18 protein-coding genes are annotated in these 19,591 nt (G+C 54.0%); 7 read left to right on the forward strand and 11 right to left on the reverse strand.

From position 1 onward, the window contains the following. Positions 1 to 146: 146 nt before the first annotated feature. Positions 147 to 497: an iron-sulfur cluster insertion protein ErpA gene (gene erpA / locus L1D47_RS08620; protein ID WP_011864821.1), complete on the reverse strand. Its 351-nt coding sequence runs from the start codon at positions 495 to 497 to the stop codon at positions 147 to 149. Continuing rightward, positions 490 to 1,407, reverse strand: a complete 918-nt coding sequence (locus L1D47_RS08625; RefSeq protein WP_239884066.1) for a DUF6776 family protein — start codon at positions 1,405 to 1,407, stop codon at positions 490 to 492. Before L1D47_RS08625 ends, erpA begins: the two co-directional genes overlap by 8 nt. A gap of 75 nt (positions 1,408 to 1,482) precedes the next feature. On the opposite strand from L1D47_RS08625, the gene L1D47_RS08630 reads away from it, so the two are divergent. After that, positions 1,483 to 3,192: a chloride channel protein gene (locus tag L1D47_RS08630; protein WP_239884067.1), complete on the forward strand. Its 1,710-nt coding sequence runs from the start codon at positions 1,483 to 1,485 to the stop codon at positions 3,190 to 3,192. A 13-nt stretch (positions 3,193 to 3,205) separates the two neighbouring features. Here L1D47_RS08630 and L1D47_RS08635 read toward each other — a convergent pair whose 3' ends face one another. Next, positions 3,206 to 3,754 carry a 2TM domain-containing protein gene (locus L1D47_RS08635; RefSeq protein ID WP_239884068.1) on the reverse strand — a complete coding sequence of 183 codons (549 nt, stop codon included), beginning with the start codon at positions 3,752 to 3,754 and terminating at the stop codon, positions 3,206 to 3,208. Between the two features lie 421 nt (positions 3,755 to 4,175). Between L1D47_RS08635 and L1D47_RS08640 the strand changes: the two genes are divergently transcribed. The 3 genes from L1D47_RS08640 to nhaD all read left to right on the forward strand — a co-directional run bounded on the left by L1D47_RS08640 (position 4,176) and on the right by nhaD (position 8,301). Then, positions 4,176 to 5,195 carry an aspartate carbamoyltransferase gene (locus L1D47_RS08640; RefSeq protein ID WP_041510307.1) on the forward strand — a complete coding sequence of 340 codons (1,020 nt, stop codon included), beginning with the start codon at positions 4,176 to 4,178 and terminating at the stop codon, positions 5,193 to 5,195. A 27-nt stretch (positions 5,196 to 5,222) separates the two neighbouring features. Next, positions 5,223 to 6,509: a glutamate-1-semialdehyde 2,1-aminomutase gene (gene hemL / locus L1D47_RS08645; protein WP_239884069.1), complete on the forward strand. Its 1,287-nt coding sequence runs from the start codon at positions 5,223 to 5,225 to the stop codon at positions 6,507 to 6,509. A gap of 544 nt (positions 6,510 to 7,053) precedes the next feature. Further along, positions 7,054 to 8,301 carry a sodium:proton antiporter NhaD gene (nhaD, locus tag L1D47_RS08650; RefSeq protein ID WP_041510305.1) on the forward strand — a complete coding sequence of 416 codons (1,248 nt, stop codon included), beginning with the start codon at positions 7,054 to 7,056 and terminating at the stop codon, positions 8,299 to 8,301. Between the two features lie 95 nt (positions 8,302 to 8,396). Here the strand turns inward: nhaD and L1D47_RS08655 are convergent, their stop codons facing one another. Together L1D47_RS08655 and L1D47_RS08660 are read right to left on the reverse strand one after the other, a co-directional pair. Then, on the reverse strand, positions 8,397 to 9,557 hold the full coding sequence (locus L1D47_RS08655) for a general secretion pathway protein GspB (RefSeq protein ID WP_239884076.1): 1,161 nt from the start codon (positions 9,555 to 9,557) through the stop codon (positions 8,397 to 8,399). Then, the gene (locus L1D47_RS08660) at positions 9,557 to 11,275 is read right to left on the reverse strand and encodes an ExeA family protein (RefSeq protein WP_239884078.1); all 1,719 of its coding nucleotides are present in this window, start codon (positions 11,273 to 11,275) and stop codon (positions 9,557 to 9,559) included. The genes L1D47_RS08655 and L1D47_RS08660 overlap by 1 nt, the downstream gene beginning before the upstream one ends. Positions 11,276 to 11,463: 188 nt before the next feature. Between L1D47_RS08660 and L1D47_RS08665 the strand changes: the two genes are divergently transcribed. Together L1D47_RS08665 and L1D47_RS08670 are read left to right on the forward strand one after the other, a co-directional pair. Continuing rightward, the gene (locus L1D47_RS08665) at positions 11,464 to 12,705 is read left to right on the forward strand and encodes a multifunctional CCA addition/repair protein (protein WP_239884087.1); all 1,242 of its coding nucleotides are present in this window, start codon (positions 11,464 to 11,466) and stop codon (positions 12,703 to 12,705) included. A 209-nt stretch (positions 12,706 to 12,914) separates the two neighbouring features. Continuing rightward, positions 12,915 to 13,181 (forward strand): Lpp/OprI family alanine-zipper lipoprotein, encoded by a 267-nt coding sequence (locus tag L1D47_RS08670; protein WP_011864811.1) that lies wholly within the window; start codon positions 12,915 to 12,917, stop codon positions 13,179 to 13,181. Positions 13,182 to 13,534: 353 nt separating this feature from the next. Here L1D47_RS08670 and L1D47_RS08675 read toward each other — a convergent pair whose 3' ends face one another. The 5 genes from L1D47_RS08675 to folB all read right to left on the reverse strand — a co-directional run bounded on the left by L1D47_RS08675 (position 13,535) and on the right by folB (position 17,117). After that, positions 13,535 to 14,476, reverse strand: a complete 942-nt coding sequence (locus tag L1D47_RS08675) for a L,D-transpeptidase family protein (protein WP_052813755.1) — start codon at positions 14,474 to 14,476, stop codon at positions 13,535 to 13,537. Between the two features lie 93 nt (positions 14,477 to 14,569). Next, positions 14,570 to 15,397: a putative RNA methyltransferase gene (locus L1D47_RS08680; RefSeq protein ID WP_239884090.1), complete on the reverse strand. Its 828-nt coding sequence runs from the start codon at positions 15,395 to 15,397 to the stop codon at positions 14,570 to 14,572. 34 nt (positions 15,398 to 15,431) lie between these two features. After that, on the reverse strand, positions 15,432 to 16,232 hold the full coding sequence (locus tag L1D47_RS08685) for an undecaprenyl-diphosphate phosphatase (RefSeq protein WP_041510300.1): 801 nt from the start codon (positions 16,230 to 16,232) through the stop codon (positions 15,432 to 15,434). A gap of 35 nt (positions 16,233 to 16,267) precedes the next feature. Further along, complete coding sequence (folK, locus tag L1D47_RS08690; RefSeq protein ID WP_239884128.1) at positions 16,268 to 16,759, reverse strand: 2-amino-4-hydroxy-6-hydroxymethyldihydropteridine diphosphokinase; 492 nt, start codon at positions 16,757 to 16,759, stop codon at positions 16,268 to 16,270. A gap of 4 nt (positions 16,760 to 16,763) precedes the next feature. After that, complete coding sequence (gene folB / locus L1D47_RS08695) at positions 16,764 to 17,117, reverse strand: dihydroneopterin aldolase (RefSeq protein WP_041510299.1); 354 nt, start codon at positions 17,115 to 17,117, stop codon at positions 16,764 to 16,766. A 296-nt stretch (positions 17,118 to 17,413) separates the two neighbouring features. Between folB and plsY the strand changes: the two genes are divergently transcribed. Beyond that, positions 17,414 to 18,025 carry a glycerol-3-phosphate 1-O-acyltransferase PlsY gene (gene plsY / locus L1D47_RS08700; RefSeq protein ID WP_082035626.1) on the forward strand — a complete coding sequence of 204 codons (612 nt, stop codon included), beginning with the start codon at positions 17,414 to 17,416 and terminating at the stop codon, positions 18,023 to 18,025. Between the two features lie 314 nt (positions 18,026 to 18,339). Here plsY and tsaD read toward each other — a convergent pair whose 3' ends face one another. After that, entirely contained in the window at positions 18,340 to 19,353 is a 1,014-nt protein-coding gene (gene tsaD, locus L1D47_RS08705) for a tRNA (adenosine(37)-N6)-threonylcarbamoyltransferase complex transferase subunit TsaD (RefSeq protein ID WP_239884092.1), read from the reverse strand. Between the last annotated feature and the right edge of the window lie 238 nt (positions 19,354 to 19,591).

Genomic DNA, 19,591 nt, shown 5'->3' on the forward strand with positions numbered 1-19,591 from the left:
ACTAATACAGTTATCGAGCGTTTTAACAAGCTAGAATGATCAATTGTTTATTACGATTGGTATAAAAAATGACACAAAAAAAGCCAGCTATGCTGGCTTTTTGTTTATGCGCTCATCGGCGGCATTCGGTTCTCGCTACGGGAGGCTTAAACCGAAAAGCTGGCACCGCAGCCACAGGTGGTGGTGGCGTTAGGGTTCTTCACGAAGAAACGTGAACCTTCAAGTCCAGAGGTGTAATCCACTTCACCGCCTACCAGGTATTGCAGGCTCATAGGATCAACAACCAGTTGAACCCCTTGTTTCTCAACGGTAAAGTCACCTTCGTTGACCTTCTCATCGAATGTAAAGCCATACTGAAAACCTGAGCACCCGCCACCGGTCACGTATACACGTAACTTAAGCGCATCGTTTTGCTCTTCCTCCAATAAGGTTTTTACCTTGGCTGCTGCCGCGTCGGTAAAACGAATTGGCATTGTATCTTCAGCTTGTTCAGTCATTACTACCTCTTACATCGGTTTGCTGAGCGGAATTATCCGATACCTGACTATTTTGTTCAAGTAATAGTCGTGGCTCTGTTGAAATCTGTGACCCTTCGCCCTCCTCGGCGGGGGCATAAGCCTCGTCCACTTGGGGCTCCTCTATCGCATTGGGCTCGCCGCCGGAGCGTGCGCCCACCTCGCTATCTGGCTCTGGTGTGGCAAGGAGTTCCTGGGCGGTAAAGCTCTGCTGCGCCTTGGCGCCCTTGCTCCAACGGCTGGCGGGCACTATCACCTCTGTCTCTACCCGGGACAGCTCGAAGCCGGTCGGCAGGGTGATCTGCGTCTCCAAGGTCTGGAAATAGCGGAAGCTAAAGGCAAACTTGGCATCGGTTAACGCCGACAGTGGCAGATTCACCATCTTACCCTGCTGCACGCCGACAAAGACGAGCTTGGCTTGGCCCTTCAATGCCTGCTTACGTTTCTGCAGCTGAGTGAGCACTAACTTGACCTGAAATTGATTGGCCAGCGGGCCCGGGGTCATCTCCAGGCCGTGGATGGCGACGCCATCGGCCTGATGCTCGGGCGCCATGATGCTGCGATAGAAGGCGAGTTCTCTGTCCAGCGACTTCTGTTTCTGGTGCTGCTCGAGAAACATCTTCTGCATGTTGCTGTTGGCTTCACGCTCCAGCGACAGCTCTAGGTTGCGCGAGGCCAATACCTCGGCCTGCTCCTTGAGCGCCTGGCGTAGCTCGGCTTCTTTCGCGGTGGAATGTGTCTGTGTCACAGAATGATTGGCGGACCAGAGGTCCCAGGTTAACACGCCGAGTAAGAAGGCGACGATCACTAAACAAAACAGATAAACGCTCGAAGGTCTAATTTTTCGTTCGAACACTTGCATGCGATCGACCCAGCGATGATAATTTGGCATTAAGTACTAGCCCCTTATGATAATTTTTTCATTCGCCCCGCGAAGCGTTACTAACGATTGATCCGGAAGGTTACTGTGCAGCTCAGAATAAACAGCGCCATACAGCAATGCCAGAAATACCTGAATACCGACCTCAAAGACAAACTGGCCCAGGCCAAGATCAGCGTTCAGCTTTGTGCCCTCGCCCTCGCCTTCGCCCTGGTGGCCTCTGGCGTGATCATCCTCTTTCGACTTCTGCTGCAGTGGCTTAACCACCTCACTCAGACCCAAGAGTGGCAGTTTACTGGCAACTTAGGTGACTGGCGAGTCTTATTGCCACTTTTAGGGGCGATCTTAATCTGGTTTGTGGCCATTTTGGGATCTAAGCGCTACAAACGCATGGGGATCGCCTATGTGATGCAAAGGATGAAGCTGCACTACGGCAAGATCCCCCTGCAGTCAGCCCCGGGGCAATTTTTCCAGGCGCTGTTTGCCCTGGCGACCAACTTCTCTGTCGGCCGTGAAGGCCCGGCGATTCACCTGGGCGCGGTTAGTGCCAGCGTGATGGCGGAGAAGTTTAAACTGCCCGACAACAGCGTGCGCATCATGTGCGCCAGCGGCATCGCCGCCGGTATCGCGGCCACCTTCAACGCCCCTTTGGCAGCGGTGATCTTTGTGTTCGAGGTGATATTGAGGGAATACAAGGTACATTACTTCTTCCCCATCATGCTGTCGGCCATCTGCGGCGCCCTCTCCAGCCAGCTGGTGTTTGGCAATATCCACGAATATGACCAGATAGGGGTAAGTCATATTCCCCTGTCGCAATATCCTGTGCTGGCACTCTGTGGCATCACCTTAGGTTGTATCGCCGCCCTGTTTAATCACACCCTGTTGAAAGTCACCGCCAAGGGACAGCAACATCCTCTGATCTTACGCCTGCTGCTCGCCGGGCTTATCACCACCATCATAGGCTTCTTCCTGCCCCAGGCACTGGGCAGCGGCGACTTGGCCATTAGTCACGCCATTAGCGAACACCCCAGCCTGTCACTACTGGTCGGCTTGTTACTAGGGAAAATCATCGCCACCATCGCCGCAATCGGCCTGGGCATTCCCGGCGGCATCATAGGCCCGCTATTTGGCATCGGCGCTCTGATTGGCGCCATCTTGGCCGTGGTCAGCGCCATGTTGTTTCCCACCATCACCCCCTATGTGGGCCTCTACACCATCATAGGCATGACGGCCATGATGGGGGTCTGCCTCAGTGCGCCGCTGGCGGCACTAGTCGCCCTGCTGGAGCTGACCAATAACGCCGCCATCATCTTGCCGTCTATGTTCGTGACTATTCCGGCGTTTCTGATCGCCCATCAGGCGTTCAATACTAAGTCGCTGTTCTACAAGCAGATAGAGTTGATGGGGCTGGACTATAAGGTCTCCTCGGTCAAGCTCGGCCTGCAGAAGCAGGGGGTGCGCGCCGTGATGGACAAGCGCTTCGTGATTGTAAGAGACAACGACGAGCTGCTGCTGGAGGTGCTCAAGCGCGCCGAGGGCCGCTCGGTATTGATGCAAAACAATCAGGGCCAGATGGAGATGTTGCACCTGGAGCTGCAGGTCTCCGAGGAGATGAGCACACTTACCCGGCATCCTATCGAAGGCGTCGTCGACACCGCCACCCTCAAGGAGGTGTACGATATTCTGTCCAAGGAGCGTCGCGGCGAGGTGTTTATCTATCAGGACAAGCGTGAAAATGTGGTCGGGGTGATCAGCTGGGTGATGCTGCAAAAAGAGATCAACCAGGGGCAGATATAGCAGGCGCCAGCTTTTATAAACCAGGCTTAGCGGCACCTGCTAAAAACCTAAATAACCACAGCCTGCGCTTGAGTCGCTTCTCTATCTGACGCTTCTCCCAAGTCGCGCCAAACAGGCTAAAGGGCTCGAATACCGAGATGGCGTGCAGCACGGCCCCGCCGCCCCAGCCCAGCACGACCCACCAGACCCACATATAACCTGGGCTTATCATCAGATTCAGCAGATAAAGCAGTGGCAAGACAATCGCCATGGTCGTAAGATTGCTGTAGAAGCCTTTCAGCTCTTTGACATACTCGATGGCGGCGCGCTCATCATGGCTAACGGGCTGCAATCTTTCCTCAGTTGCGTCCTTGGTTTGCTTATCCATTGTCATATTCATATCCATCTCCTGTTGCAGCGCCTCCAGTGGCACCTCAAATACTGCGGCTAACGATTTCAATGATTCGAGACTCGCCTTCTGACCACGCTCTATACGCTGTATGGTGCGCACGTTAAGGCCCGAATGCTGCGCTAGTTGTTCCTGCGACCAGGCCCGCTGAAGACGTAATTTACGAATGATCATTGTTTTCCTTAACCTCGTTTAATTGGAGATGCCAGCTTAGTCTTTGTCGGTTTGTCCCACCACGGCGTCTTAGCGACTTGAGCACGACGACTACACGACATAAGCACGACACGCCCATTAACCCATTTATTTTCAATAATTTACAAATAGGAGGCAGACCGCGCACGATGGACAAACAGGTATTACCAAGCAGCTCGATAGCCTGTTGCTTGCCCCTGCTTGATGGCCAATTTGGCCCGCAGGGCTTAGGCCGCAAGCCTTGGCCCAGCAAAGCTTGGGCCAACACGCAAATATGCTCGGCAAGTTATTCCACCGCCTCGCTATGTCTGGTATAGTGTCGCCTCAGCCACCCTACATAACTTAGGGCGAAATGACCATCTGCTTCGGCCATTTTGCCCCCCGAAATTGGAAATAAAGGCTGATGACTCAGTTTCAAGGTTCACACATCCTCTCGGTAAACCAACTCAATCTAGATGCCGTACAAGAGATCTTTAGCGTTGCATCGCGAATGACTCCCTATGCCCTCAGACAAAAACGTACCACGGTACTCGATGGCGCGATTCTGGGTAATCTGTTTTTCGAACCCAGCACCCGCACCCGGGTCAGCTTCGGTAGCGCCTTTAACCTGCTGGGCGGCAAGGTCAACGAAACCGTTGGCATAGGCACCTCATCGCTGTCCAAAGGCGAGTCGCTCTACGACACCGCCCGCGTGCTGTCGAGCTACTCGGATGTGATCGCCATGCGCCATCCCGATGCCTACTCGGTCAGAGAGTTTGCCGAAGGCAGTCGTGTGCCCGTGATTAACGGTGGCGACGGCCCCAACGAGCACCCGACCCAGGCACTACTGGACCTGTTCACCATTCAGAAAGAGCTGGCCGCCGGTGGCCGCACCATCAGCGGCATGCACATCGCCATGGTGGGCGATCTCAAGTTTGGCCGCACGGTACACTCGCTGTCGCGCCTGCTGTGCATGTATAAAGATGTGAGCTTCACGCTAATCTCACCCAAAGAGCTGGCAATGCCAGACTATGTGATCGATGACATTGAAAATGCTGGGCATAAGATCACAATAACAGATCAACTTGAAGGCAATTTAGATCAGGCTGATATACTCTACCTGACGCGTATTCAAGAAGAGCGTTTTCCTTCACAGGAAGAGGCCAACAAGTATCGTGGTAAGTTCCGATTAAACCACAATATTTACACACAGCATTGCAAATCGAATACAGTGATCATGCATCCGCTGCCTCGCGATTCGAGAGAACAGGCCAACGAGCTGGACAACGACCTCAACAGTCATCCAAACTTGGCCATCTTCAGACAGGCAGACAACGGATTGCTTATCCGCATGGCGCTGTTTGCGTTGACATTAGGTGTTGATTCCCAGCTGGAACAGCACGAATGTCCGGTAAATTGGTATTCACAAAAAGCCGATTTTTAATCTGGCAACGACTTTAAAGGATCTAGAATGACCCGTTCTGAAACCCTATTTGAGCAGGCTAAGAAAACTATCCCTGGTGGCGTAAACTCACCCGTGCGTGCCTTCAACGGCGTCGGTGGTTCACCACGTTTCATCGAGAAGGCTGACGGCGCCTACATCTATGATGCCGACGGCAAGGCCTATATCGACTATGTTGGCTCTTGGGGCCCGATGATCTTGGGTCATAATCATCCAAAGATCCGCCAAGCCGTGTTAGATGCGGTAGAAAATGGTCTCTCTTTCGGCGCGCCAACCGAGCTTGAGGTGCGTATGGCCGAGAAGGTGATCGAGATGGTGCCTTCGATGGAGCAGGTTCGCATGGTGAGCTCAGGTACCGAAGCCACCATGAGCGCCATCCGTCTGGCACGCGGCTTTACCAATCGCGACAAGATCCTCAAGTTTGAAGGCTGCTACCACGGCCACGCCGACTGCCTGCTGGTTAAGGCCGGCTCTGGCGCCCTGACGCTAGGTCAGCCAAGCTCACCGGGCATCCCTGAAGATTTCGCTAAGCACACGCTGACCGCGGTTTATAACGAGCTGGAGTCGGTTAAGGCGCTGTTCGAGCAGTACCCTGAAGAGATCGCCTGTATCATCCTTGAGCCGGTTGCCGGTAACATGAACTGCATTCCGCCTATGCCTGGCTTCCTCGAGGGTCTGCGCGCCCTGTGTGACCAGTATGGCGCCCTGCTGATCATCGACGAGGTAATGACAGGCTTCCGCGTCGCTAAGAGCGGTGCACAAGGCCACTATGGCATTACCCCAGACCTGACCACCTTGGGTAAGGTGATCGGCGGCGGTATGCCAGTCGGTGCCTTTGGCGGCCGTAAAGAGGTGATGCAGTTTATCGCTCCTACCGGTCCTGTGTATCAGGCGGGCACCCTGTCGGGTAACCCTATCGCCATGTCGGCGGGTCTGGCACAGATGGAAGAGCTGTGCGCCGAAGGCCTGTATGAAGAGCTAGCGGCTAAGACCAAGCGTATCGCCGAAGGCTTTAAGGCCGCGGCCAACAAGCATGGTATTCCACTAAGCATCAACTATGTGGGCGGCATGTTCGGCTTCTTCTTCACCGAGCTGGAAAAGGTTACCCGCTTCGAACAGGTGACTCAGTGTGATGCAGACGCCTTCCGCGCCTTCTACCACGGCATGCTGGACGAAGGTGTTTACCTGGCGCCGAGCGCCTATGAGGCAGGCTTCCTGTCTATGGCGCACGGCGAGAAGGAGCTGGAAGAGACACTGGCCGCTGCCGACCGTGTGTTTGCCCGTATGGCCAAGTAACTCGCGCCGCGAGTGATATGACAGACAATGACCAAAAGGACGCCTAGGCGTCCTTTTTTGTTACCCGGCGTTTACCGGCGATGCACGCGATGCACGCGATGCTCAATTAAGGCCTAAGCTCTATTCACCCGACATCAATTCACCCGAGATCAATTCACCCGAGATCAAGCGGCCTGTGCAGGATAAACCTGGCCAGCTGCCACTCGTAAATAATTTATTCCACTCTATCAGTCGCTGACAGTAGAGACTATCGCGACACGAGTAATTATCAGCAGGATAAACTAAGCAGCAGACATAGGGTGGTGAGAGTTCAGCGCATTTCACCACAGAACGAAGGAATCAAAAAATATTCCGCTAGTTAAAAAGACTAGGAGTGCGCAAGATCGCATTTTCCAGCGAAATTAGACTAAGGTAACACTTGCGTATTATCTCATCCTATGGTCAGATCGCCGCCTAACACAACAACCTTAACCAAACCTTGATATAAATCATGCCGCCTCTACTCTGCCGGGCGAGATTTACTATCAGCCGTAGGAACAAATGTATGCTCAACATTTTCCTGATCACACTTGCTGTGCTAGCGCTATTAAGCATTATTTTTGAAGAAGTTACCCACATTAATAAGGCTAAAACCACCCTCTTTTTCGGCTGTATCGCCTGGATCACCTTATTTGTTGCGGCGCGGGATCCCAGCCACCAGCATCTAGTGGCAGAGGAGCTGGACCATAACCTGCTGGAAATCGCGACGCTCTGGCTCTTCCTGATGTCGACTATGACCTTCGTGGCCTACCTAAACGCCAAAGGCATGATTCAGATCCTGGTGCAGAAGCTGTTTCCGCAGAAGGTCTCTGTGCGCATGCTGATGATCCAGGTGGCCCTCTTCTCCCTGGTACTGTCGGCCATCTGTGATAACGTGACCGCGACCCTGGTTTCGCTGGGCTTGTTGACCACCTTCCAGCTCGAGAGCCAGATGAAGCGCCGCATGTCGGTACTCATCATCTTCGCGGTAAACTCGGGCGGTGTGGCGCTGATCACCGGCGATGTGACCACCTTGATGATCTTCCTCGGCGGCCATGTCCATATCTCACAGCTACTCCTGCTATTTATTCCGGCGGCGATCAGCGTCATGCTGCTGGCGGTACTCTTCTCGCTAAAGGCGGAAGGCCATGTGAGCACCACCCCTATCAAGCGTCAATACAGCAAGCTGGATGTATTTATTGCCCTCATCTTCCTGATCACCATCATAATGACCATGGTGCTCAATATCTTCTTCGGTATTCCGCCTGTACTGACCTTCCTGTCGGGCCTGTCGGTGATGTTCCTGATGGGCACACTGCAGCGCAGCAACAAGGAGGAGCTACAGATCCTCGAATATATCCGTCAGGTAGAGTTCGATACCCTGCTCTTCTTCTTAGGGATCCTGCTGCTTGTGGGCATGCTGAAAGAGATCGGCACCCTGCATCTGCTGACCGATGTGTATGCCAAGTTTGATCCTAACATCTCTAACTTCGTGACGGGTATCGGCTCGGCGATTCTGGATAACGTCCCCCTGACCGCGGCGCTGCTCAAAGCCGAACCTGTGCTTAACACCCCAGAGTGGTTAGGACTCACCTACTCAGTGGGCGTGGGTGGCTCGCTGCTGGTGATAGGTAGCGCGGCGGGTATCATCGCCATGAGCAAGGTGAAAGAGCTCACCTTCGTCACCTACCTCAAGTACGTACCGGCGCTGGCGCTGTGTTATACCTGTGGTTACGGCCTGACCCTGCTACTGGCCTACGAGTTTTACGGCTAGAGGTGTTGGCGACAGCCAAACATGAAAAAAGGCGATGAATAATTCATCGCCTTTTTTGTATCATCAAAGCGCTCACGACTCGCGCTTCATGCTCGCTAGATAGCCGGCACCTTAAACTCTGTGCCCGCCACCTCTAACACCACGTCTCTTGGGCGTATCTCGACTATCTTGAGCTTACCGCCAATCATGTCGCCCTGTTGTAACTCGGCGCCATCCACATTCAACCAGCGGTTCTTAGGATCGTTGGCATAGACATGGGCCAGAATGTTGAACTCGGGCACCTGTAGCTGGAGCCCTGCCGGCAACTGACCATACTTTGGCAGCTCATCCGCTTTGGGTACTGGAATGGGATCTAGCTTAGGCTCGGTCACAGGTGTGGCGACGGCGTTCTCCTTCTCCACCTCCTTGAGCGCGGCCTCGAAGGCGGCCACCAACTTGCTGGTATCCTTCACCGCAGGGCGCTGCTGGGCATCAGGCTCTGGGAGCTGTTCCGACATCTGATCTAATGCCTGGTCCGAACCCTGCTCTGCCACATAGGCCGACTCCAGGCCGACATCTGCGGCCGCTTCATCCACCTGGGCCTTTAGAGAGCTGAGTAGATCACGGCCACGCTGATTAGCGTTGGCACCTAGGATAATCGGCTCCTCGCTGCTTTGAGCGCTCAAACCGTCATTGCCTAACGCCTTATTCCTGGCAACGCTTTGTATCTCGGCCGGCTGGCGCCTTGGCTGAGGCACGACAGTCGCGGGGGTGCTCGCCTTAGCCTGGAGAATGGGGCGTTCCACCGGCACGGGCAGTGCGACCTTGCCCGCCAGCTTGATACCAGTCCCATTGCTGGCATCATTGCCCGACTGAGGACTCTGGCTTACAAGCGGCTGAGTAGTCTCTGATTTGACGGCCTTTGCTTCTATGGCCTTTGCTTCTATGGCCTTTGCTTCTATGGCCTTTGCTTCTATGGCCTTTGCTTCTATGGCCTTTGCTTCGATGACCTTTGGCTGAACAGCCTTGGATTGAACTGCCTGAGCTTGCCCAGCAGATAAAGACTCAGCCTGCCGTTGATTGGCGAGAGAGCCCTGACCACTCAGCACCCAGGCAAGGGCGATTGCCCCGCCAAGACCCGTGCCCACCAGCCCCAACTTGACCACCAAAGGCCATTTGGGCTGCATCGCCTCATATTGGGCCCTAGGCGTGATCACAGGGTCTAGCTGCTGATCTTGCTGTTTTGCACGGGTCACCGCATCGAGAAGGATTGACATCAGTAACGCCCCTCGCCTTGCAGTCTCCCCTGTAGTCCCTCTTGCAATCTTGGCCCCTTATCGCTGAGATAGAGGTTGAGTTGCACTAAGGTCTGGCTACCGGCGATGGCATCGGCGCGCAGGCCATGCTGACGCTGGAAGTCCATCAAGGACTGCTCGAGTTCGGCGTCGAAATATTGCACCAGGCGGGCAGGCTTGTTCTGGATCTGCGCCAGGGCATTCTCCAGCCACTGGATCTGCGCCTGTGCCGAGCCTCGGCCTATCTCCTTAGGCTGATAGCTTGGCGCCTGCCATAGGAGCTCGAAGGTGCCGGCAAAGTGACGGGTAAACCAGTCTCTGTCGACCCAAAGCTGTTGCTCCGCCAGTTGCAGCAACAGCTGCTCACCTTGGCGAGACACGACTGTGCCATAGAAAGGCTCGCCGCGCGCATCCTGCAGATAGACCACGGCCGGATAGTTGAGACGCACCAGCGAGTGCCAGTTGCCCTGCTGCTGGAAGCAATCTAGTCCCTGCTGCTTGGCCGACTGACAGGCCGTCAGGCCGACATAGGGTGCCTTGTCCCACAGACCCAGTATGCTGGCATAGGCGGTATCTATGTTACGGCTCTGGGCAATCGCCTGACGCAATATCTGCTGATCGGCTCTCAGGCTGGCATAGGTCTCTTCGGCTTGCTGACGACTTGTCTGACTAGCAGGTCGCTGACTGACTTGTGTCTGGGCGGCTTGTGTCTGCGTCTCCGGTGTGAAACTGCTTTGGCTCTGTTCGGCTTGCTGCGTACTCGTCCCCGCGGGTTCACTGGCCTGTACTATGCCACCTTGCCCCTGCAGATTAAAGAAGTAGAAGGCACCGGCAAAAGTCGCCAGAATAAGCGTTGCGGCGGTTGCCGGCCAAAGCAGTTTGCGCTGCTTGATCTCTTCCCCCAGGACTTCGCTGGCAGCGGTTCTCACCATGTTGGCATCGATAGGCACCTTAGACTGGGCATAACCCGCCATCAGGGCCCGCTCACACAATAGGTTAATCAGGCGCGGGATGCCGCCGCTGTATTGGTGTAGCACCTTGATGGCACTGCGATGAAACAGCGGCTCGTGACGGCCTGCCACCTGCAGCCTGTGCTGCACATAGAGGGCAATCTCCTGCTGCGTGAGGGGCAGCAGGTGATAACGAGCGGTGATGCGCTGGGCCAGCTGTCTTAGTTCCTGACGCTTAAGCAGCTGTTGCAGCTCGGGCTGACCGATAAGGATCACCTGCAACAACTTCTTGGTATCTGTCTCTAGGTTGGTCAATAACCTGAGCTGTTCCAGTACCTCGGCGCGAAGATGCTGCGCCTCGTCGATGATAAGGACGGTATTGCGCCCCTTCTCATGGTTGGCCAGCAAAAACTGACTCAGCTGATCCGTAAGCTGTTTCAGGGTAGGCGACTCACCATAGTGTACGCCCAGCTCGTCACACAGGGTGGCAAGCAGCTCGAGTTCGGTCAGCGAGGGGTTGAGGATGAAGGCGGTATCGGTATTCTCGGGCAGCTGGTTGAGCAGGCAACGTGACACTGTGGTCTTCCCCGTGCCCACCTCGCCGGTTAACAAGACAAAACCACCGGTTTCACCCAATCCATAGGTTAAATGTGCCAACGCCTCTCTATGTCTGTCGCTCAAGAACAGATAATGAGGGTTGGGTGCGATCGAAAACGGGTTATCGCTTAGTCCGTAAAACGCCTTGTACATGCCGCCTCAGTCCCAAAATAATAATGACGATTCAAATTAATCCCTAGGGGAGACGTTGTCAAAAGTTCCCCCCAATTAATTGCGCCACAGCCGCGCCTAAAGCCAGCTATCAGAACGGCGAAAGGATGCGGCCCGACGACTTGCCATGATAAGCTTAGGCCAAATATAAAGTTATCCCTTGGTGAGACGTGAAGATCTATTTAGTTGGCGGCGCCGTCCGCGACCAGTTACTCAATATTCCCATAAAAGATCGTGACTACATGGTGGTGGGCGCCACGGCCCAAGAGATGCTCGACAAGGGTTATAGACAGGTCGGCAAAGATTTCCCCGTGTTTCTCCACCCTAAGACGCAACAAGAGTATGCCCTGGCGCGCACCGAGCGCAAAACGGGTAAAGGCTATGGCGGCTTTAGCGTCTATGCTGCGCCGGATGTCACCCTGGAGGAGGACCTGCTGCGGCGCGATCTCACCATCAACGCCATTGCCCAGAATGAACAGGGGCAGATCTTCGACCCCTATGGCGGCAAAGAGGATATCGAGCGGCGCCTGCTCAGGCATGTGTCCGACGCCTTCATAGAAGATCCGCTGCGGGTGCTCAGAGTCGCCCGTTTCGCCGCCCGTTTTCAGCCACTGGGATTCAGGGTCGCCCCGGAAACCATGGCGTTGATGCAAAAAATTGCCGCAAGCGGCGAGCTAGAGGCGCTAACGCCAGAGCGCGTGTTTCAGGAACTGGATAAGGCCCTGGCCACCAAGGCGCCGCAGGTGTTCTTCGAGGTGCTCAAAGAAGCCGGCGGATTAGCCATACTGTTTCCCGAGATCGAGGCGCTGTTTGGCATCCCCCAACCCGAGCAGTATCACCCAGAGATAGATACCGGCATACATACGCTCATGGTATTAGAACAGGCGGCCAGACTCAGCCTGGATAAACAGGTACGATTTGCGGCCTTGGTACACGACCTGGGTAAGGCACTGTCTCCCAAGGAGCACCTGCCTAAGCATCACGGCCATGGTCAAAAGGGCCTGCCGCTGATCCGCGCCCTGTGCGAGCGTTTTCGTGTCCCCAACGACTATCGGGATCTGGCACTCCTGGTGAGTGACCAACATCAGAATATCCATAACGCCTTCGAGCTGAGGCCCGAGACCTTAGTCAAGTTGTTCGACAAGGCCGATCTCTGGCGTAAGCCCGAAAGGCTGCCGCAGCTGCTGCTCGCCTGTGAAGCCGACAGCAAGGGACGAACGGGTTTAGAGGACAGTCCCTACCCCCAAGGGGCCTATGTGCAGCACTGTTTTGAACTGGCGCGCGACGTCGAGATAAAACCTATCATAGAGGCGGGTTTTAAGGGCGCCGAGATCAAGGCACAGTTACAGAAGCTAAGGGTCGATGCCATCGCCCAGTACAAGGGAAAAACCGCCTTAAATGCAAAGCCATAGCTAAGTGTTCGTTAAGTTTTAGTGATCATAAGCCAAAATTTGAGCAAAAACCCTCGACAGGCTTGATTTTGCACAATCATGAGATATTGTATTACGACCTTAGGGTGAAAATTCATAGCAATATAAATTGGCTATGACATAATTAACCAGTTGCAGTTGTACTTTTCGGCTGCTCCATTTCAATCCAACTTATTTAAAGGGATTTCCCAATGAACAAAAAAGTACTGATGATTGCTGGCGTAGCAATGACTGCCCTTCTTGGTGGTTGCGCAAACACTACTGCTCTAGAAGAAAGCGTTGCTAACCTAGGCAACAAAGTTGACCAGTTATCTGCTGAAGTTAGCTCTCTGAAGTCTGAGCAAGGTGCTCTTGCTGCTGACGTTAAAGATGCAAAAGCTGCTGCGATGGACGCACAAGCTGAAGCTAAGCGTGCTAACGACCGCATCGACAACATCGCTTCTTCTTACAAGAAGTAATGTGTCTGTATCGGCAACACACCTGTGTTGCCGATATATTTTCCCCTCGCTTTACCTCAAACTCGTTTCCCCAAGACTTAATATCTCCCCACGCTCCTAAGCCCCAGTTTTTCTAACTCATTTAAGCTAATCCTTTGAGCTAGTCATATAGCTTGCCTTATGAGACTGTCTTTTAAACAAACCGCTTAAGCATTCAGGCCTGCCCGCACCTCTTATTCCTTGAACTACACTCGCTGACACTCGCGCCACGCTAGCCTTAGAAAAAACCCCATAAAAAAGGCGCCCAATGGACGCCTTGATAATTGAGTATGAGTCGCTCAAAGCAAACCTATAAGAAGCTAAGCCTATAAAGCCTAGGGGGTTACCTCTAAGTCCTGAGACGCCGTCAGCGGTGGATGAGAGATCACCATAGGGATACCGTTCTGCGTCAGCAGGGCATCGTTTGCCCTAGTGTTATCGACGCTTTCCTGACTGATAAACTTCACTACCTTGCTGCTCAGGCTAATCACCTTCTCACGCGGCTGATCTTCCGTCTTTGACAGCGGCGAGTGCACCTCGATGATCTGACGACCATCTGGCTCCGAGGCGATCTTCACCGTTTGATTGATCACCCTTACGCTATCACCATATTTGGCCTGGTGGAATAGCCACTCGATATCATCGGGATTAAGCCTGATACAACCGGCACTGACTCGCATGCCGATACCGAAATCCTTGTTGGTACCATGGATCAGGTAGCTGCCGTCGCCATAGGAGAGCTGCATGGCATACTTACCCAATGGGTTATCAGGGCCGGCGGGTACCACAGGAGGCAATACCTCGCCGCGCTCACGCAGATGCTCGGCGCGCAGGCTCGCCGGCGGCGTCCAGCTCGGATTAGGAATACGCGCCTTGATCTTGGTGGTCATCTCTGGGGTTTCACGACCGATACGACCAATGCCCACAGGAAAGACATGCACCTCACGGCCATTCTTAGGGAAATAGTAGAGACGCAGCTCTGGCAGGTTGATCACTATGCCCTTGCGGGGCACGTCTGGCAGCAACATCTGGGTGGGGATCACCAACTCGGTGCCGGGCGTCGGCAGGAAAGGATCCACCCCGGGGTTAGTTTCCATCAACTCCAAGATACCGATATTGTATTTATCGGCGATGGTTTTGAAGTAGTCCCCCTTCTGGACCACATGGGTTTGCAACTCGCCGACGAGGCGACCGCCATTGGCTGGCAGGGAGTAGACATTGGCAAGTAACTGCAATGGCGCGAGACTCAAGATGAGCAACAGCAATTTACGCATCATCGAAACGGATTTCCAAAAATCGAGTTAAAGGTTTGGCTCAAAGGGTAACCCGAGCCGCCGGGATTTTCTAGTGGTGAATAATTGTACTTTCACCTAAGCATCTTTCGTCGCTAAGGTGAGATAGAGATCGATCTCAAGCGATTCAAAATTCTGCTGGGCGATCTGACGCTTTATCTTGTCATTGGCTCGCCAGGCAAAGGGAGTCATCTCCAGCAGGGTCAGCGCCTGCTCGCCGCTAAGTGCCAGGGAGTAGCTAATACGTTCGCTCGCCACCAGGCTTACCCCTTTAGGCTGCTGTGGCTCACCGCCCTTCTCGGTCAGGTTTGGATAGATAAACTCTCTTATCTGCCACAGATGACGCGGACCCGGCGATAACCACACAAATGTGCCGCCAGGCTTAAGCACCCGCAGGGGCTCCTTGCCTTTGAGCGGCTTGTCGAACAGGCTCACCAAATCGAAACAATCATCCGCGAAGGGCAAGGTCTTGAGCTGGCTCTGGATCAGGCAGGCTTCAGGCTGCTGCTCCTTCGCCGCCACGAACAGGCTGTTATCCGCCTCGGCGACACCAGTCTGCTCAACAGCCAGGCCTAATGCCTTAAACACGCCATTGAGGGAGCGCAGGTAATAGCCTTCACCGCTGTCGATATCCAGATGCGACAGCCTAGCATCGCTTGGCAATAGCTCGCCTAGCTGACGCTGCAGCGCCTCGATAACGGGCGTGAAGATCCCCGATTCCAACAAGAAATGTTTGGCGCGCATCAGCTGGCGCGAATCGATATGGGGCTTCTTCGGTTGGCTGAACACCCAGTAACCCTGTGCCCCCTTATCGAAATGGTGTTTATTGGCGCAGTGCAGACCCTGAGAGTCTTGATGCACATTCATCGGCGCCTGGCAGAGGGGACACAAGTAATGACTCTTCATAGGACTCTCTTAAGTAAGATTGACTTATCGATCATCAGGCAAAAATCACCACACACAGGATAGCCCCCAAGGCGAGACGATAGATAACAAACGGCGTCATCCCCATGCGACTGATGATCTTCAAGAAGTAATGAATACAGAGATAGGCGGCAACGAACGACAGCCCAGTACCCAGTACCAGCGCCTGATAATCGATCGCCTCCTGGCTGGATAGCAAGTCTTTCACCACTAAGAGCGCGGCGCCCAGACTCACAGGTACAGACATCAGGAAAGAGAATCGCGCCGCCGCCTCGCGGCTTAGACCCAGCGCCAACGCCGCGGTAATGGTCGCGCCCGAACGTGAGGTGCCGGGAATCAGCGCCATCGCCTGAGCAAAACCGATCAGCAGGGCCTTCTTCCAGCCTACCTGAAACTCGCTAAAGCCTTCGCGGTTTAGCTTATCCGCCCACCAGAGCAATAGACCGAAGACGATGGTTGTGGTGGCGATCACCTCGATGTTTCTCAGATGGGTCGAGATAAAGTCTTTGGCGGTAAAGCCAAAGATCACCGCTGGAATGGTCGCCAGGATGATCCACCAGGCCAGCTTGCTCTCTTGGGTCTGCTTACGCGACACCAGGCTGCCGGTCCAGGCGGTAAACATGGAGAAGAGCTCGCGGCGAAAATAGATCACCACGGCAAGCAGCGAACCCGTATTCACCGCCACATCGAAGGTCAGCCCCTGATCCTGCCAGTCGAGCAACTGAGCGGGTAAGATGAGATGCGCGGAGCTTGAGATAGGTAAAAACTCAGTCAGGCCTTGGATCAGGGCCAACACAATTACCTGAAAAATATCCATGATTATCCTTTAAGATTTGGGTCGGGTAAGAAAAATTAATAAGACCATTGAAATTCGACAGGCCACAGCTTCTGCTGCGACTTATTATAATTGTCCCACAGGGTCTGGTAGGAAAGCTGCGCCACCGGGTGTACCCGCTCGGGGGCGATCTCCGCCAGCGGCCAGAGCACGAAGGCGTTGGTGGTGATCTCGGCGCGCGGCAGCGGGATTGGGGAGTCTGTGACCAGGTCGTCGTAGAGCAGCAGATCCAGATCCAGCGTGCGGGGACTAAACTTCTTGGCTCCCGGCAAACGACCATTGTCTGACTCTATCTGCTTGAACAAGGCCACCACCTCGGCGATGCCTAACTCGGTATCGGCGGCAACCACCATGTTAAGAAAATTGCTGCCGTCAAAACCAACCGCCTCACTCTCAAACACACTGGATAGACACAGGTTATCGAAATGCGCACTTAAGGCCTTGAGGGCGGCATTGAAGTAGCCCTCTGGGTGAATATTACTGCCAATGCTGATGAAGATGCGTGCCATAAGGTTACAGATGACCTCGCTCAATCTCGACACCCACCGCCTGGGCACTGGGGACGGCGCCGGGCTTCATCACCCTAACCTTCACCCAAGGCACATTAAATTCATCCATCACGCAATCGGCACACATCTGCGCCACTGTCTCGATAAGTTCTATCGGCTTCTCGGTGATCAGGGCCGTGAGCCGGTTAGAGACGGTTTCGTAACACAGGGCTTGTTGGTAGTCGTCATTGGCTGCCGCCAGGCTGTTGTCCCAGGCCATCTCAAGATCGATCAACAGGTTTTGATGGATCTGCTTTTCCCACTCATAAATACCGATCACGGTTTCGACTTTGAGCTGTGAAATAAGTACCTTGTCCATGATGCCTCCCGATAGGCAAAAAATTAGGTAATAAAAGAGGTCTAATAAGCTACAACGACCAATATGGTTATAATGCCTCGGATCACACAGATAATCTGTGATTACCCCTTTCGTGCAGCCGAAAACCCAAGTAGGATAAGCGACTGTAATGACAACGAATCAGGGATTAGAAAACGGATGCCAAATCGCCCGTTATCATTACATGCCCAATCAACCAGTGCGTAAAATACAAGGTTTAATCAGCCGCCTCAATAACTAGGGCGGGATGATACCTTAAGAAGGATAAGGAAACCAATTTGAGCTTAACGCTGCTGACTCTAGCGATGATATTGACCGCTTACCTTGCGGGTTCGATATCTAGTGCCGTGCTAGTTTGTCGACTCAGAGGATTACCGGATCCTCGTAGCCAAGGCTCAGGCAACCCAGGGGCAACCAATGTGCTGCGCATAGGTGGTGCCAGTGCCGCCGCCATGGTGTTGCTGTTCGACATGCTGAAGGGCGCGGTACCCGCCTATGTCGCCTTCCGTCTCGGCGTCGACGCCGTCTCATTGGGGGTGATTGCCATCGCCGCCTGTCTGGGCCATATTTTCCCAATCTTCTTTAAGTTTAAGGGCGGCAAGGGTGTCGCTACCGCCTTTGGCGCGATGGCGCCTATCGGGGCCGACCTGTCACTGGCGCTGATCGCTACCTGGATTGTTATGGTGTTGATTTGTCGCTACTCGTCACTCGCTGCCATAGTCACTGCCCTACTCGCCCCGGCCTATACCTGGTATTTCGACGAGCGCTTTACCGTGCCGGTGGCCATGCTCTCCTTGCTGATCATCATACGTCACAAGGAAAACATCCATCGCCTGCTCAAGGGCGAAGAGTCTAAGGTCTCACGCAAGAAGCGCACCGACGGCAACTAAGCGGCAGAACGCCTCCCCCTTGGTCCCCTTGTTCCGCTTCGACCTCCCCCGGAGCATGCCACTCGCTCAATCAAACCTCACAGACGCCAAGCAAGCGCGCAATAAAAAGCCCTTCTCTCGAAGGGCTTTAAGGCAAGAATAAAGCGTTATACCAATCACAGTAAACATGTGATCAGCAATAGCGCAGGAAAAACGCTTGAGAACAAAGCAGGATTTTTAGATAAGTAGTTATTCTACAATTAAAAATACTAATACAGTTATCGAGCGTTTTAACAAGCTAGAATGATCAATTGTTTATTACGATTGGTATTAGATTACACCGGCGGAAGCGAGTCCAGCGGCCAACGTGGCATTCCCTTAACGGAAAGCGGCTCAAGCTGATCGGCCTTGAGTCGCTGCATGCCGGCATAGGCGATCATAGCGCCGTTATCGGTACAGAACTCTCCTCTCGGATAATAGACTCTACCGCCGAGTCCCTGCATCATCTCCGCCAGACTCTCACGCAGACGGCTGTTGGCACTCACACCGCCGGCGATCACCAAGCGATTATAGCCGGTCTGCTTCAGGGCGCGTTTACACTTGATGGCCAAGGTATCGACTACGGCCTCTTCGAAGGCGCGAGCAATGTTGGCACGGGTCTGCTCATCATCTGGTTCATCGGCGATGGTGTTGGCGGCAAAGGTCTTCAGGCCGGAGAAGCTAAAGTCGAGGCCTGGGCGATCCGTCATCGGACGCGGAAAGCGGTAGCAATTTGGCTCGCCTTGGGCGGCCAGCTTGGCCAGTCTTGGGCCACCTGGATAATCCAGCCCCATCAACTTAGCCGTCTTGTCGAAGGCCTCACCGGCGGCATCATCCACAGATTCACCCAGCACCTGATAACGACCTATGCCTTCTACTGCCACCATCATAGAGTGGCCGCCAGAGACCAGTAGCGCCAGGAAGGGGAATTCGGGCACATCCTCTTCCAACATGGGCGCCAGCAGATGGCCTTCCATATGATGTACGCCCACGGCAGGTTTACCCCAAGCAAAAGCCAGCGAGCGCCCCACACAGGCGCCCACTAAGAGCGCGCCCACCAAACCAGGGCCCTTGGTATAGGCGATGGCGTCGATATCATCCTGGGGCGAATCAGCCTCTTTTAGGGCCTGCCTGATGAGCGGGATGATCTTACGCACATGGTCGCGCGATGCGAGCTCAGGCACTACGCCGCCGTAGTCGGCGTGCAGTTTCACTTGACTGTAAAGTGCATGAGATAACAGGCCTTTTTCGTCATCATAGACGGCGATACCTGTCTCATCACAAGATGTCTCTATACCTAAAACTCGCATTTTTCCTCATCAAGCTAAATAAAGTGGCGGCCAATTTTACCTGCTTGCCCGCGGAAATACCAATGGATTGCACGCCCCTGTCGATTCACCCACTTATAAAGGCCAAGCCCAGATGCCATGGGGCATGCACTAGGCGCCTTCACCTGGTCGGTCATGATAGGGATACAAGGAAATGCTAAACTTAAAGATGTTGCTCCGATAAAGGATCCCGAAAGGATCGCCATAAGGGGTTTACAAA

The organism is Shewanella sp. Isolate7 (assembly GCF_022398425.1).
GTDB lineage: Bacteria > Pseudomonadota > Gammaproteobacteria > Enterobacterales > Shewanellaceae > Shewanella.

Excerpts from the sequence above, each read along its gene's own strand:
- erpA (WP_011864821.1), bottom strand. The coding sequence starts at position 497 with ATGACTGAACAAGCTGAAGATACAATGCCAATTCGTTTTACCGACGCG.
- L1D47_RS08625 (WP_239884066.1), bottom strand. The coding sequence starts at position 1,407 with ATGCCAAATTATCATCGCTGGGTCGATCGCATGCAAGTGTTCGAACGA.
- L1D47_RS08635 (WP_239884068.1), bottom strand. The coding sequence starts at position 3,754 with ATGATCATTCGTAAATTACGTCTTCAGCGGGCCTGGTCGCAGGAACAA.
- L1D47_RS08640 (WP_041510307.1), top strand. The coding sequence starts at position 4,176 with ATGACTCAGTTTCAAGGTTCACACATCCTCTCGGTAAACCAACTCAAT.
- hemL (WP_239884069.1), top strand. The coding sequence starts at position 5,223 with ATGACCCGTTCTGAAACCCTATTTGAGCAGGCTAAGAAAACTATCCCT.
- nhaD (WP_041510305.1), top strand. The coding sequence starts at position 7,054 with ATGCTCAACATTTTCCTGATCACACTTGCTGTGCTAGCGCTATTAAGC.
- L1D47_RS08655 (WP_239884076.1), bottom strand. The coding sequence starts at position 9,557 with ATGTCAATCCTTCTCGATGCGGTGACCCGTGCAAAACAGCAAGATCAG.
- L1D47_RS08660 (WP_239884078.1), bottom strand. The coding sequence starts at position 11,275 with ATGTACAAGGCGTTTTACGGACTAAGCGATAACCCGTTTTCGATCGCA.
- L1D47_RS08670 (WP_011864811.1), top strand. The coding sequence starts at position 12,915 with ATGAACAAAAAAGTACTGATGATTGCTGGCGTAGCAATGACTGCCCTT.
- L1D47_RS08675 (WP_052813755.1), bottom strand. The coding sequence starts at position 14,476 with ATGATGCGTAAATTGCTGTTGCTCATCTTGAGTCTCGCGCCATTGCAG.
- L1D47_RS08680 (WP_239884090.1), bottom strand. The coding sequence starts at position 15,397 with ATGAAGAGTCATTACTTGTGTCCCCTCTGCCAGGCGCCGATGAATGTG.
- L1D47_RS08685 (WP_041510300.1), bottom strand. The coding sequence starts at position 16,232 with ATGGATATTTTTCAGGTAATTGTGTTGGCCCTGATCCAAGGCCTGACT.
- folK (WP_239884128.1), bottom strand. The coding sequence starts at position 16,759 with ATGGCACGCATCTTCATCAGCATTGGCAGTAATATTCACCCAGAGGGC.
- folB (WP_041510299.1), bottom strand. The coding sequence starts at position 17,117 with ATGGACAAGGTACTTATTTCACAGCTCAAAGTCGAAACCGTGATCGGT.
- tsaD (WP_239884092.1), bottom strand. The coding sequence starts at position 19,353 with ATGCGAGTTTTAGGTATAGAGACATCTTGTGATGAGACAGGTATCGCC.